The sequence below is a fragment of the Streptomyces sp. NPDC005496 genome (assembly GCF_042872045.1).
Lineage (GTDB): Bacteria > Actinomycetota > Actinomycetes > Streptomycetales > Streptomycetaceae > Streptomyces.
On sequence record NZ_JBIAJQ010000018.1, the window covers coordinates 47165 to 59980 of the forward strand.

Sequence of the window (12816 nt, forward strand, 5' to 3'; positions counted from 1 at the left end):
CCGGCCCGTCGGTGTGTGACGAACCGTCAGCATGCCTTGTGGTGAGGCGACTTGCCCAGACGTGGTTGTACCCGTGGCTCAGAACGCGTACCGGATGCGCAGCCAGGGGGCCCGGTCGGCGACCAGATCGCGCAGGCGCCGCACCGCGCGCGCCTTGATGTCCACGGCGTAGCGGACGTTCAGCGCGCCGTTCTCGGAGCGCTTGGCCTCCTGGAGGTCGGGCTGCCACAGGACGTCCTCGGCGCGGGGGTGCCATCCGAGGTTGACCTCGTGCAGCTCCCGGTTGTGCGTCAGCATGATCACCTCGGCGGCCGCCTGCCGCTTGACCCGGTCCGGCAGGACGTCGTCGAGGTGCGTGAGCAGTTCCGTCCACGCCTCCTCCCAGCCGGGGCGCACCACGACGGGGGAGAGGTTGAAGTGCACCTCGTAGCCCGCGTCCAGGAAGTCCGCGGCGGCGGCGATCCGCTCGGCGACGGGGGAGGTGCGCACGTCCAGCAGCCGGGAGTCCTCGGGAGGCATCACCGAGAAGCGGATACGGGTCCGGCCGCGCGGGTCGAGGGCCAGCAGGTCCGGGTTGACGAACTTGGTCGCGAAGGACGCCTTGGCCGTCGGCCACTGCCGGAAGGCGTGCACGAGATCCGCGGTGTTGTCGCAGATCAGGGCGTCGACCGAGCAGTCGCCGTTCTCGCCGATGTCGTACACCCAGGCCTCGGGGTCGCACTGGTTCGGCTCGGTCTTGGGGCCCTGGCGTGCGATGTGCCGGCCGATGTGGGCGACGATCCGGTCGATGTTCGTGAAGACCGTGATCGGGTTGGCGTACCCCTTGCGTCGGGGCACGTAGCAGTAGGCGCAGGCCATCGCGCAGCCGTTGGAGGCGCCCGGGGCGATCCAGTCGGCGGACCTGCCGTTGGGGCGCGTGGCCGGTGACTTCCGCTCGCCGAGCACGAGTGTCTCGCCCTTGACGCGCACCCAGCGTGCGACGTTGCCCTCGTTGCCGTGCAGCCCGGGGATGCGCCAGTGGGACTCGACCTCGACGAGCCGCGCCTCGGGGAACCGGGCGATGATCTGCCGGCCGCGCGGGGAGGCGGCCGCCGCGGGCTCGGCGTGGATCTCCTGTACGGGAAGCAGGCGCCGCGCGGTGTCGGAGTCCCGGTAGGACGGCCGGTCGTGGCTCGGCGCCGCGGGCGCGGGGCCCAGGGCGTCGAGCCCGAACAGGGTGTCGGAGTCGTCGTCCGAGGCGCTGGACGGGTGGTGCATGGACGCTCCGGATCGGATGGCGCGGGACTGGACCGGGTCAGCAGCGGACCGGGTCAGAAGCGGACGAAACGCGTCTCCCACTGTACGGGCAGCCCCGGCGTGGGGACGGGTGGCCCCGGTCGCGAGGGGGTCGCGCCCGCCAGGTCCCGAGGGCGCGCCGCCCCCCGGTCCGACCGGCACCGGCGGGCGGGGCGGATCAGCGGCCGGACCGTTCCTGCAGGACCAGGAGCGCGATGTCGTCGGTACGGTGCTCGGTCGCACGGGTCATGCTCAGCAGGTCGTCGATCAGCAGGTCCAGGTCACGGTCGTCGGCGCGGGCGAGCCGGCCGGCCAGATCGGCGACGGAATCGTCGAGATCGATACCCGGTGTCTCGATCAGACCGTCGGTGTACAGGAGGAGCAGCATGCCGGGGGTGAGCGGGATCTCGGTCAGGGGGAAGACGGCGTCGGGGTCGACCCCGAGCAGCGGTCCGGGCGCGACGGCGACGGGCCTGGTGTCACCGCCGGGAAGCCGCAGCAGCGGCGGTGGGTGACCTGCGCCGGCCAGCGTGACGCGCCGGGCGGCGAAGTCGAAGTGGGCGTAGAGGCAGCTGGTGAACAGATCGGGGGACAGTTCCGTCAGAAGCCGGTTGGTCCTGGCGAGGACCCGGTCGGGGGAGGTGCCGAGGGTCGCGTGGGCGTAGACGCCGGTGCGGACCTGGCCCATCAGGGCGGCCGCGGCGACGTTGTGGCCCTGGACGTCGCCGATGACGGCCGCGGCGGCCGTGTCACCGAGCCGGATCAGGTCGTAGAAGTCCCCGCCGATGTCCATGCCCCGGGTCGCGGGCAGGTAGCGCGCGGCGACCCGCGCCCCGGCCACCCGGGGAAGGGTGCGCGGGAGCAGTGCCTGCTGAAGGCCGTGTGCCAGGTCCTGCTTGACGTCGTACAGGCGGGCGCGGTCCAGCGCCTGCGCGATGAGCCCGGCCAGCGACGTCAGCACGGCGCGTTCCTCGGCCGGGAACGTGTGCGGACGGTCGTAGGACAGGATGCAGCACCCGACGGGGCGGCCGGAGATGATCAGCGGCAGGAAGGCCCACGCCTCCTTGCCGCTGATCTGCGGCGCCTCGGGATACAGCCGCCGCATCTCCTGCGCGTCGGCGAAGAACGCGGGCGTGCCGTTGCCGAGGGCGCGTCCGGCCGGGGTGAAGTCGGTGTCCAGGGGGAGGCCGTCCAGGCGCTCGATGGTCTGCGCGGAGTAGCCGCGGTGGCCGGTGATGCGCAGCCGGCCGGCGTCGGCGGCGGACAGGACCAGGCCCTGCGCGCCGAACGCGGGCATGATCTGGTCGGCGACCAGGTCGATGACGTCCTGGACCCCGACCACCTCGGTCAGCGCGGCGGCCAGGTGGGTGAGCTGGTAGAGCCGCCCGGCGCGCGTGGGGGCGACGCTGCTCGCGGACCGGGCGGTTCCCGGGAGCGGCGGGGAGGGGGTGCCGGTGGGCACGATACGGACGCTGATGCCGCTGGCGTCCGGGTAGAGGTGGAAGTCGAGCCACCGGTCGGGCGGGCGGCACGCGGTGAAGACGATGGGCTCGCGGCTCAGCACCGCGGCACGGTAGCGGTCCTCGTAGGCCGGGTCGTCCAGCCAGCGCAGGGACTGCCACGGCAAGGTCCCCAGCAGGCGGTTCGCCGGGCAGCCCAGCAGGTCTGAGGCGCCGGAGCTGAGGTAGACGAAGCGGCCCCCCAGGTCCAGCGAGCAGCTTCCGCCGGGCAGGCGCTCCACGAAGTCCTCGGCGGCCGTGGACGGGATGCCGGAGCGGTCGTGGTCCGCCGCGGCCACGACCCGGGGCTCGGCGCGCGGGGCGGGAGCGTGGCCCTGCCCGGCGGCCTCCTCCAGCAGCCGGGCCAGCCGCCGGCAGCTCGACGCGATGTTGCCGCGCTCCCGCCCGGTCATGTAGGGCGGACGGGTGGCCGGCCACATCAGCAGCAGCGTGCCCCACCGCCGGGCGCCCGTGACCGGCGCGGCGACCAGCGCCAGCGGATACGGAAGCACCATCGCTGTGCGCGGATACGAGCGGGCCATCTCCTCCTGGCTGCCCACCCACACCATCCGGTCCTCCCGGACCGCGTCCGCCACGGGTGCCGGAGAGGCCGTCGCGACCCGTGTCCATGGAGCGGCGAACTCGGCGGGCGCTCCGCACAGCACGTCCAGCCACAGCACCTGCTCACCCGGCGCGAGCAGGTACAGCGCGCCGAGGGACGCACCCGTCCGGCGCACGGTCTCCGCGAACTCGGCATCCAGGGCGCGCTCGGCGGCGGCCGGATCACCCACGCTGGTCACCAGGCACCTCCAGCATCGCGGACGCCTCCCCGGACGGCTGCCACATCAGGCACGCCGGACGCACCGGAAGTCGCCCCCCTCTGGACGGTACGCCGATGGGAAGCGGTCGGCACGTCGCTGCCGGGCCCGGGGCGTGCCACCGGGCGTGTCCGGTACAGGCCCGTGGGGTCGGGCGACAGCCGGGCGGAGCCGCAGGAACGCGGCAGGCATCGGCGGGTTCCGCCAGGGCCCAGCGTGGTACTCGGGAGGAAGGAAGACCACGCCGCCCCGACGACGACACAGGCGCCGGACGGCGGTGGCACCGGAGGTGTTCCTGCGGATGCCGGACTCCGTCGGCCCAGTGGCGCCGACGCCGATCGAAGGGGCCGCGGGCCTTGCGCGAAGGAACACATGATGAACGCTGATGACATGTACGGCAGCAGGGACATCACGCAGTGGCTGCTGGACACCGACACCCTGGAGGAGTTCCTCCAGGCGCTGGCCGAGACCGCCCTGGAGCTGTCGGAGGGAGAGGGCGTCGGGGTGACCGTGGAGGGCGACGGCAAGCCCGTCACGGTGGTGAGCGCGGGCCCCGCGGCGCCCAAGCTGGACGAGAAGCAGTACGGCCGGGACGACGGCCCCTGTCTTCAGGCGCTGCGCACCGGCGAGGAGGTCGCGGTCGTCGACATGCTGCGGGAGAGCCGCTGGGGTGACTATCCCGCCTACGCCGCCGCGTGCGGGGTCCGCTCCTCGCTCTCCCTGCCGATCGCCGCCCACACCCGTACCGCGGGCGCGCTCAACCTGTACGGCGGCCCGCCCGACGCGTTCGCGGACAAGGACCTCACCGCCCTGCGGTTCCTGGCGGCCCAGGCCACCGGTGGCATCGCGGTGGCCCAACGCCTCGCGGACACGCAGGAGTTCACCGCACAGCTCCAGACCGCCATGCAGTCCCGCAGCGTCATCGACCAGGCCCTGGGCGTGATCATGGGCCAGCGCCGCTGCACCGCGGCCGAGGCCTTCGACACCCTGAGGTCCGCCTCCCAGCACCGCAACATCAAACTCCGCGACCTGTGCGCCGAGTTGATCACCAACGTCACCGGAGGACCGCCGGCCGAGCCGGAGTTCCGGCCGCGCGGGTGATCGCCGGGCGGTGAGATGTGGGGACTTGTTGGAGCGGGGCCCCGCCCCTTCTTCCGAGGACGCCCGCACCCCGGAGGGTGCACCCGCCGGGGTGCGACACCCACCTCAGGCAGGCTGCGAGGACGGGCCGCGGGCGATACCGTCCGTCGGCATGACCACTGACACCCTGGAACGACTGCGGGCCGAGTTGCGGGAGCGGGCGGACGTCGGGGTGCGGGCGCAGCTGGTGCGGGTGCTCGCCCCGGCGGACGACGACGAGCTGCTCGGCGTACGCGTGCCGCTGATGCGTGAACTTGCGCGAAGGTACCGGGAGTTGTCGCTGGAGGACGTGGACGTCCTGCTGAGCGGCCGGGTGCACGAGGAGCGGTTCACGGGTCTGCTGGTCCTCGCCGAGCGGGTACGCCGCGCCCGGGGCGCCGAGCGGAAGCCCCTGGTCGACTTCTACCTGGCACACACCGGCCGCGTGGACAACTGGGACCTCGTGGACGGCTCCGCGTACGTGGTGCTGGGGCCGTGGCTCGTGGACGGGCCGCCGGAGGCTCTGGACGTGCTGGACGAACTGGCCGGGTCGGCGTGGCTGTGGGACCGCAGGATCGCCTTGGTGGCCACACTGGCGCTGATCCGGTCCGGCCGCTTCGATTCGACCCTCCGCCTCGTCCTCAGGCTTCGCCGGGACCCCGAGCCACTGATCCACAAGGCGTCCGGGTGGATGCTCCGGGAGATCGGCCGCCGCGATGAACCGCTGACGGTGGACTTCCTCGACCGGCACGCCTCCGAGCTGCCGCGGATCACCGTGCGGTACGCGACCGAACTCCTCACACCGGCCGCGCGGGCCCGCTTCGTCAGGACGCGATAGCGCCCCCGCTCGGTGCGTGTCAGGTGCCGCGCTGGAGACGGACGACGACGGGAGCGGAGAAGGGATCACCGCTCTGGTTGACCTGGACGAGCCCGGCGCCCAGCCATTCGTCGGTGCCCGGGATCCGGTGGACCTCCTCCAGCCACAGCGACTGGTTCGACTCCTTGCGGGCGCCGGTCGACAGGGGCAGGCGGTGCCGCCCGATCTTCACGCACCGGCCGTCGTCGGTCAGGTACCAGTTGCCGTCGAGGAACAGGCCCTTGTCGTCCTCGGCCTTCGGGATCCGCTGGGCGCACCCGCCGGGCGCCGGCTCCTCCTCGGCCCACTTCGAGCCGTCCCAGCGCAGTTGGAGGAATTCGTCCGCGGGTTCGTTCTCGATCTCCCCATGGTTGAAGCTGTTGGTGCCGTAGGCGCGCACCTCGCCGTCGGCGCGCGCGAAGACGTCGCCGAGGCCGGCGCCGGGCTCGGGCGGGAGGGGTTCCTCGAAGCGGGCCTGCGGAGTGTCCACCGACGTCCAGGACCTGCCGTCCCAGTGCATCGAGGCGGGCTGGCTGTACCGCTCACCGGCGCCGGGCTCGGTGCCCGGCCCCGTCGAACGGCTGCCGACCGCCCAGACGTCGGCGGGGCCGACCACCGCCAGGTCGGAGGCGTCGTGGGGGAGCCGGGTCGTGGTCCAGCGGGTGCCGTCCCAGTGCTGGGCGGACCGCTCGCCCGCCAGCGCCCAGATGTCGTCCGGGTCGTCGCCTTCGAGCTCCCCGACGTTGCCCGGCGGGGGGTCGGGCACGGCGGACCAGCGGGTGCCGTCCCACCGCGCCCAGGAGTTCGCGGCGGCGGGGTCCTCGACGGTCAGCGGCCGCAGCCACAGGGTCTCGTCGCCGACCTCCTCGAGCGCCGGCGGATACACACCGGCACCGAGCGCCTCGGGAAGCGGCTCACGCGTCCACTTCGTACCGTCGTAGTGCAGCAGGAACGCGGGTGACGACCCGTCGTTCTCGCTCCCGACCGCCCATATGTCGTCCTTGGCCAGGGCGGCCACGTCGGTCAGCTTGCCGTTGAAGTCGGCGATGTGCTGGAACTCCCAGGTGAGGGCGTCCTTCGCCACCCCGGAGGGAGGCTTGTCGCCGCCGGACCGGGTGGTGGGGGACCCGTGAGGCCCGGAGTCCGTGGCGCAGCCCGCGGCGGTGAGGACCCCCGCCAGTACGGCCGCGGCGACCGCCGCGCCCCGGTGTCCGATACCCCCGGACCGGCATCCCGCAGACCTGCGCATGATCGCTCCCCCTCGCCGCATCCCCGCCGGCCGCCATCCTCTCCCACCTCGGACCCATGTCCAGGTCGGGGGCCCCTCCGCCGCGCGATGCGCCGCGAGCACCGGGACGACGGTCGCCGCCCGGGAGAGGACGCGGAATCCGAGGGCTGAGGTTCCGCGCGGGGCGAGGTCACGCCGGAGCGGCGGTGAGGTGCGTGGTGTAGAAGTCGGTGAGCTTGTCGACGGCCGGGTCGATGTACTCCTTCTTGTCGTAGAGGTCGACGTGGCTGGCGCCCGTGATCCAGTGGATCTCCGCGGGCCCGGTCGCACGCTGGTGGGCCTCGGCGGCCATCCAGGCGGTGACGGCGCGCTCGCCGATGACCTGGAGGACGGGACGGGGGCCGATCAGCGGGACGGCGGCGAAGGCGTCGTGGAAGGCCATCCTGTCGATGCTCTCCCAGGCCAGGCTCTTCGCGGAGCGCTCGTGCCGGCCGCGCGAGGTGCAGTAGTACTCGAAGCCCTCCTCTCCGTGCCGGCCCCCGAGCGCGTACGCCTGCTCGGCGGTCTCGGGGAACATGGTCATCGCACCGGGGTCCTCGCCGCGGGCGGCGGCGCTGCGGGCCGCGGCTGCCGCGTCCAGCAGGGTCTGGAAGACGGACGGGTCCTGGGTGCCGTCGGCACCGAGACGGAACTGGCGGGCGGGCTCGGCGGTGGACACGGTGGCCACGGCCCTGACGCGGTGGTCGCCGCCGGCCGCGGCCAGCGAGTAGCCGCCGGAGGCGCAGATGCCCAGGAGGCCGATGCGGTCGGCGTCGACCACCTCGAGAGTGGTGAGGTAGGAGACGGCGGCCTTGAAGTCCTCCACGCGCTGGGCGGGGTCCTCCAGGCCCCGCGGGAGGCCGCCCGACTCGCCCTGGTGGGCGGCGTCGAACGCGAGGGTGACGAAACCGCGCTCGGCCATCAGGCGTGCGTACGTGCCGGAGGTCTGCTCCTTGACGCCCGTGCCGGGGTGACCGACCACGAGCGCCGGCCACGGACCCGACGTCGGGGTGTCGGGCGTGTAGAGGTGGGCGGCCAGCGGGATTCCGGCGCTGTCGAAGGTGACGGTGGTCTGGGACATGGGGGACTCTCCGTAGGACGTGACTGAGGTGGATGACGCGGATCACGTGGATGACGCGGATCCTGTGTTGTGACGCCTCGGCGCGGTGGACCCGAGGTCCGCTTCCTGCCGGGCACACGTCTACGTTGCGTCAGCCCGCCGACGGGCGGGAGAGCCAGGTTTCTGCCTGGGAAGGAACTTGCCCCCTCACGCAGGTGCCGTGATCGTCGTCGCGGAACGACACTGGAGAACATGACCGCAGACCCCGACTCCCGCGCGCTGGGTGCCTTTCTCAAGGCCCGCCGGGCCCAGCTGACACCTCAGGAGTGCGGCCTTCCCGAGGCGGACTCCGCCCGCAAGGTCGCCGGACTGCGCCGGGAGGAGGTCGCCCAGGTCGCCGCGATCAGCGTCGACTACTACACCCGCCTGGAACAGGGCCGCGTCCGGGCCTCCGCGTCCGTGCTCGACACCCTGGCCCGCGCCCTGCGCCTCGACGACGACCAGCAGGTGTACCTCTACGAACTCGCCGGCCGGACCGACGCCCGGCCACGCCGCCGCCGGCCCGCCCAACGCGTGCGTCCCGCCATGCGGCGCCTGCTCGACCAGCTCACCCAGACCCCCGCGCTCGTCCTCGGCAGACGCCTGCACGTCCTCGCCTGGAACCCCGCCGCCGTGGCCCTCTACACCGACTTCGCCGCCATCCCGGCCCACCGGCGCAACTACGTCCGGCTGCTGTTCACGGATCCCGTGGTCCGCCGGCTGCACCAGGACTGGGCGCACGACGACCGGGAGGCCGTCGCCGCGCTGCGCATGGAGGCGGCGGCCGACCCAGACGACCCCGACCTCGCCCAGCTCGTCGGCGAACTGTCCCTCCAGGACCCCGACTTCCGCACCTGGTGGGCCGAACACCGTGTCAACAGCGCCAGTTACGGCACCAAGCACTACCACCACCAGTTGGTGGGCGACCTGACTCTGGACTGCGACACCTGGGCGAGCCCCGACGGTTCCGGTCAGCGCCTGATGGTCCTGACCGCCGAACCAGGCAGCCCCTCCCACGATGCCCTGCGCATCCTCACGTCGTGGACGACCGCACAACCGAGCACCGACCGGGCGGACGACGCGAAGCGGTGACCGGCACGGGGCCCACGGCGCGTGTCGAGACGGTACGACGGTCTCGCGGCACGCGTCGGGGCGGCCGGCCGGCGCATGCCGAGGCGATGGACCCGGCGACCGTGATCCACGCTGAACGAGGCGCAGGGGAGGCCGGGTTGACGATGCCGCCGGGCCCGAGGTTCTGTCTCTTGGGTCAGTGCCGGGTCCAGATGAGGATCCCGGCGAGGTGGTGGGCGACGCCCTGCTGATGTGGCCGGCGTGCCACGTGAAGCGCGCGCCGCCTGACAGAGGCCGCACCGTTGACGCGCGTAGTACTTGGGCTCAGGCTGGGGTCGACGGCCGTCACGAGAGCGGTGGCCGCACCGACGACCCCGGAGGTCTGGATGTTCAGAGGGTTCGCACGCCTCGTCACCGTGATTGTCATGCTCGCGTCAGGCGTGATGGTCGGCCTGGGCGCCACCGCCGGCACCGCACACGCCGACGAGTGTTACACCTGGAGCCGCACCCTTTCCCAGGGCGCCTCCGGCAGCGACGTCACCCAGTTGCAGATCCGGGTCGCGGGCTGGGTGACGTCCGGAAAGCGCCTCTCCTACGACGGCCAGTACGGCGCCCGTACGGCCGCCGCCGTGCGCGCGTTCCAGTCCGCGTACGGCCTCGCCGCCGACGGGGTCGCGGGGCCGGCGACCTTCAGCAAGCTCTACGCGCTGCAGGACGCGGACTGCACGCCGGTCCACTTCACCTACGCCGAACTCAACCGCTGCAACTCCGACTGGTCGGGCGGTGCCGTCCCAGCGGCCACCGCCAAGGCGAACGCGCTGAAGACCATGTGGAAACTGGAGGCGATGCGTCACGCGCTCGGGGACGTCCCGCTCACCATCTCCAGTGGCTTCCGCTCCTACGCCTGCAACAGTGCCGTCGGTGGTTCGTCCACCAGCCGCCACCTGTACGGCGACGCCGCCGACCTGACCGGTGCTCCCACCCTCTGCCGCCTCGCCCAGCAGGCCCGCACGCACGGCTTCTCGGAGATCCTCGGTCCGGGCTACCCCGATCACAACGACCACACCCATGTCGCACTCGACCCTTCCCCGTACTGGTCCGCCCCTACCTGCGGCATCTGAGCGCGTCGTCGGTGCCGGCGGACGCGGTGCCCGTGAACGAGGCTTCCCGGTACAACCGCGTGCCGCCGTCGGCCGCCACACAACCGCCCGCGGTGCCCTGCTGATCACCGGCGCTCACAAACCGCGCGGTCCACGTCCGGCCGGGCGGCACCACCACCGGCACGACATGCCGGTTCCGTCGAACTCACCACCACCCGCCCGGGTTCGGGGCACTACACCGGATCTGGGAGGATGGTCGGCGGCCGTACGTAGCAGGTCCCCGTAGTGCACGGGTCCGGGGACCCGCGGGCGGCGCGAAAACGGGCGGGTACGGGCAGCGGCCCGCCGGGCGGGAGAGCGGAGCGGTGCGGCACATGCCGGAGTACCCGGAGTACCTCGCCGCGGTCGTGTTCGCCGCGGGTGGCGTCGTCAACGCTCTGCTGGCACCGCACCGGTTCTCCACCGCCGTCCTGTTCTGCCTGGCGGTGACCTCTGCCGGACTCGGCGTGGCCGCTCGCAGTGCGCCGGCCCACCCGGCCGTCGCGACCGTACTCGCGGTCGCCGCCCTGCTCCTGGCGCTCGCGCTGGGCCTGCTGCTGCTGGCCGACGGCGTCCTCCTGGTCCGGCGCTACGGCCCGCAGGCGGCCCTGCTGGCAACGGGGGGCGCCGGCTGCGCGGTGCTGGCGGTGCTCGGCCTCGACGCGGTCTTCCACACGGTCGGCGGCGAGGCGTTCGGTGCCTTCGTGGTCGCGGTCAACGCGGCCGCGGGATACCTCACTCTGCTCTTCCTCGTCTTCGCCGGCTACGTGTTCCTCCGGGGCCGCAGCGCCCCCCTGCCGGAAACCACCCATGTCGTCGTCCTGGGCGCCGGGCTCGACGGCGGCCGGCCCGGCCCGCTGCTGGCCCGCAGGCTGGAGCGCGCCCTCGCGATCGACGCCACCCGCGCACCGGACACGCCTCGTATGGTGTTCGTCGTCTCGGGCGGCCAAGGCGACGACGAGGTCCGCTCCGAGGCGGACGCGATGGCCGACTACCTGCGCGGACGCGGAGTGCCCGCCGACCGGATCGCGCGGGAAGACCGCTCCGTCAACACCGGGCAGAACCTGCGCTTCAGCGCGGCCCTCGTGGACGGCACCACTCCCGGCCACCGTGCCACGGTGGTCACCAGCGGCTTCCACGTCTACCGCACGACCCTGCTGGCCCGCCGCGTCGGCGTGCCCGTGCACGTCGTGGGCGCGCCGACCTCGCCCGCCTACTGGCTGGCAGCGACACTGCGCGAATTCGCCGCCGTCCTGTGGCTGGACCGCCTCCCTCTGATCGGACTCAGTCTGCTGCTGGCAGTGCCTGTGGCGACGGCGGTCTTCGCGCACTGAAGCGCCGGCCGCACACCTCGCAGGGGATCCTTGCACGGGCAAAGACAGGCTCCGGTCGACAGCACGCGGCAACACGGGGCAGGACCCCGCAGCACCGTCGGCAGCACCTGGCAGCACACATGCAGGATGAGGACATGACCGACGACGAGAACGCCGGCTTCACCGTTCCGCGCGGAGCGACGGGCTTCCGCCACCCGGGGACCGGCCCGCTTCCCGAGACCGACCTCGCGAAATTCCGCACCGCGCTTCACACGGCCGCCCGCGCCGCCGGAGGCAAGGTGGGTGAAGTGGAGAAGCAGGGATACCCGCGCACGTTCCACACGGCGACCGTCGTCGGGGCAGCAGAGTCCGTCATTTTGTGTCACGCCCACCACCCCTGGATCGCGTTCGCCCGCGAACGCCGGGACTGGTACACCGAGGAGTTCGTCCCGCCGCCACCCTGGGCCGACGCCTTCGCTCACCTCGGGTTCGAACTGCTCGGTCCGGCGGAACTCACCCGGCCTCTTTCGGACGTCGACACCTCGGTCCTGACCCAGGGGGAGTGGCGCCAAATCCGTTCCTACGGCATCACCACTCTGGGCGGCGTGCTGTTCAACTCCTGGGACTGACCGACGATCGCGCGCCGGAGGACGGGGCGGAGCAGCCGGTCACGCAGGCCGCACACTCCGTCAGAGCCTCCGCTGCCTGCGCCGCGCGGCGTAATTGCTCGCCAACAGCGCGGCGAAGACGACGACCTGACAAGCCGTCACCGCGATCGCCGCCCCGCGGGCACCCTCGGCCACGCGGTAGACCAACATGGCGATGCTCAAGACGAGCAAGGGCCAGAAGACCCACGGACCCCAACTGGCACCCGGCCTGGCCCAGGACGGCACATTCTCAGAACTCGACCGCTGCGGCATACGCGCCTCCCCTCGCCCAGTCCCCTTGCCCGCGAACCGCTACGACGAACTCCCGTTTCCGGGAGCGGGCGCCGGATAGGGGCTCGAACTCGGGTGCCCTCCTTCCGGAACTGTGGCCTCCACCACTGCGTGAAAGGTACGCACCTGCTCGACTGGCCCGATGTTGATCAACTTGATTCTCCGCGTCCTGCCCTTCTACATCCGCGAGCCGCTGATCATCGGCGTCTGCCTGTTCTTCGCGGGCCTCGCCCTGTACTGGTTCGTCGTCGTCGGAGAGTGGCAGCGAGCCGCCTTCGGCGTCGCGTTCCTCGCCATAGCGGTCCTGCGGGCCTTCATCCTGCGCCGCGAGTGGAGAGCCCGCCCGAGAGCCGCCCAGGCCGGCTGAAGAGAGTTCCCGGCTCTTCCCGGGGCCGGGCGCTCAGTGGATCCGGGCCGCCCGG

At 72.6% G+C, this 12816-nt stretch carries 12 protein-coding genes; 7 read left to right on the top strand and 5 right to left on the bottom strand.

The genetic code is table 11. The features are described 5' to 3' along the window. Window positions 1-78: 78 nt before the first annotated feature. Together ACFYQQ_RS38055 and ACFYQQ_RS38060 are read right to left on the bottom strand one after the other, a co-directional pair. The gene (locus tag ACFYQQ_RS38055) at window positions 79-1257 is read right to left on the bottom strand and encodes a spore photoproduct lyase family protein (protein WP_355791895.1); all 1179 of its coding nucleotides are present in this window, start codon (window positions 1255-1257) and stop codon (window positions 79-81) included. A 196-nt stretch (window positions 1258-1453) separates the two neighbouring features. After that, window positions 1454-3574, bottom strand: a complete 2121-nt coding sequence (locus tag ACFYQQ_RS38060; protein WP_388907094.1) for a SpoIIE family protein phosphatase — start codon at window positions 3572-3574, stop codon at window positions 1454-1456. A gap of 393 nt (window positions 3575-3967) precedes the next feature. Here ACFYQQ_RS38060 and ACFYQQ_RS38065 point away from each other — a divergent pair, with 393 nt between their 5' ends. Continuing rightward, entirely contained in the window at window positions 3968-4693 is a 726-nt protein-coding gene (locus tag ACFYQQ_RS38065) for a GAF and ANTAR domain-containing protein (RefSeq protein WP_355793960.1), read from the top strand. A 151-nt stretch (window positions 4694-4844) separates the two neighbouring features. Further along, complete coding sequence (locus ACFYQQ_RS38070) at window positions 4845-5549, top strand: DNA alkylation repair protein (RefSeq protein WP_355793958.1); 705 nt, start codon at window positions 4845-4847, stop codon at window positions 5547-5549. Between the two features lie 19 nt (window positions 5550-5568). On the opposite strand, the gene ACFYQQ_RS38075 is transcribed toward ACFYQQ_RS38070, so the two are convergent. Together ACFYQQ_RS38075 and ACFYQQ_RS38080 are read right to left on the bottom strand one after the other, a co-directional pair. After that, window positions 5569-6816 (bottom strand): hypothetical protein, encoded by a 1248-nt coding sequence (locus ACFYQQ_RS38075; protein WP_388907098.1) that lies wholly within the window; start codon window positions 6814-6816, stop codon window positions 5569-5571. A gap of 169 nt (window positions 6817-6985) precedes the next feature. Beyond that, the gene (locus ACFYQQ_RS38080; protein WP_355790720.1) at window positions 6986-7915 is read right to left on the bottom strand and encodes an alpha/beta hydrolase; all 930 of its coding nucleotides are present in this window, start codon (window positions 7913-7915) and stop codon (window positions 6986-6988) included. Between the two features lie 231 nt (window positions 7916-8146). Here ACFYQQ_RS38080 and ACFYQQ_RS38085 point away from each other — a divergent pair, with 231 nt between their 5' ends. The 4 genes from ACFYQQ_RS38085 (at window position 8147) to ACFYQQ_RS38100 (ending at window position 12085) form a co-directional block, all read left to right on the top strand. Then, window positions 8147-9025: a helix-turn-helix domain-containing protein gene (locus ACFYQQ_RS38085; RefSeq protein WP_355790723.1), complete on the top strand. Its 879-nt coding sequence runs from the start codon at window positions 8147-8149 to the stop codon at window positions 9023-9025. 365 nt (window positions 9026-9390) lie between these two features. Beyond that, window positions 9391-10125 carry a D-Ala-D-Ala carboxypeptidase family metallohydrolase gene (locus ACFYQQ_RS38090; protein ID WP_355790726.1) on the top strand — a complete coding sequence of 245 codons (735 nt, stop codon included), beginning with the start codon at window positions 9391-9393 and terminating at the stop codon, window positions 10123-10125. Between the two features lie 353 nt (window positions 10126-10478). Continuing rightward, the gene (locus ACFYQQ_RS38095; protein ID WP_388907103.1) at window positions 10479-11477 is read left to right on the top strand and encodes a YdcF family protein; all 999 of its coding nucleotides are present in this window, start codon (window positions 10479-10481) and stop codon (window positions 11475-11477) included. Window positions 11478-11611: 134 nt separating this feature from the next. Next, window positions 11612-12085 carry a hypothetical protein gene (locus ACFYQQ_RS38100; protein ID WP_355785764.1) on the top strand — a complete coding sequence of 158 codons (474 nt, stop codon included), beginning with the start codon at window positions 11612-11614 and terminating at the stop codon, window positions 12083-12085. Window positions 12086-12145: 60 nt separating this feature from the next. On the opposite strand, the gene ACFYQQ_RS38105 is transcribed toward ACFYQQ_RS38100, so the two are convergent. Further along, the gene (locus ACFYQQ_RS38105; RefSeq protein ID WP_355785767.1) at window positions 12146-12274 is read right to left on the bottom strand and encodes a hypothetical protein; all 129 of its coding nucleotides are present in this window, start codon (window positions 12272-12274) and stop codon (window positions 12146-12148) included. Between the two features lie 262 nt (window positions 12275-12536). Between ACFYQQ_RS38105 and ACFYQQ_RS38110 the strand changes: the two genes are divergently transcribed. Then, the gene (locus tag ACFYQQ_RS38110) at window positions 12537-12761 is read left to right on the top strand and encodes a hypothetical protein (protein WP_355785772.1); all 225 of its coding nucleotides are present in this window, start codon (window positions 12537-12539) and stop codon (window positions 12759-12761) included. The last annotated feature ends 55 nt before the right edge of the window (window positions 12762-12816 follow it).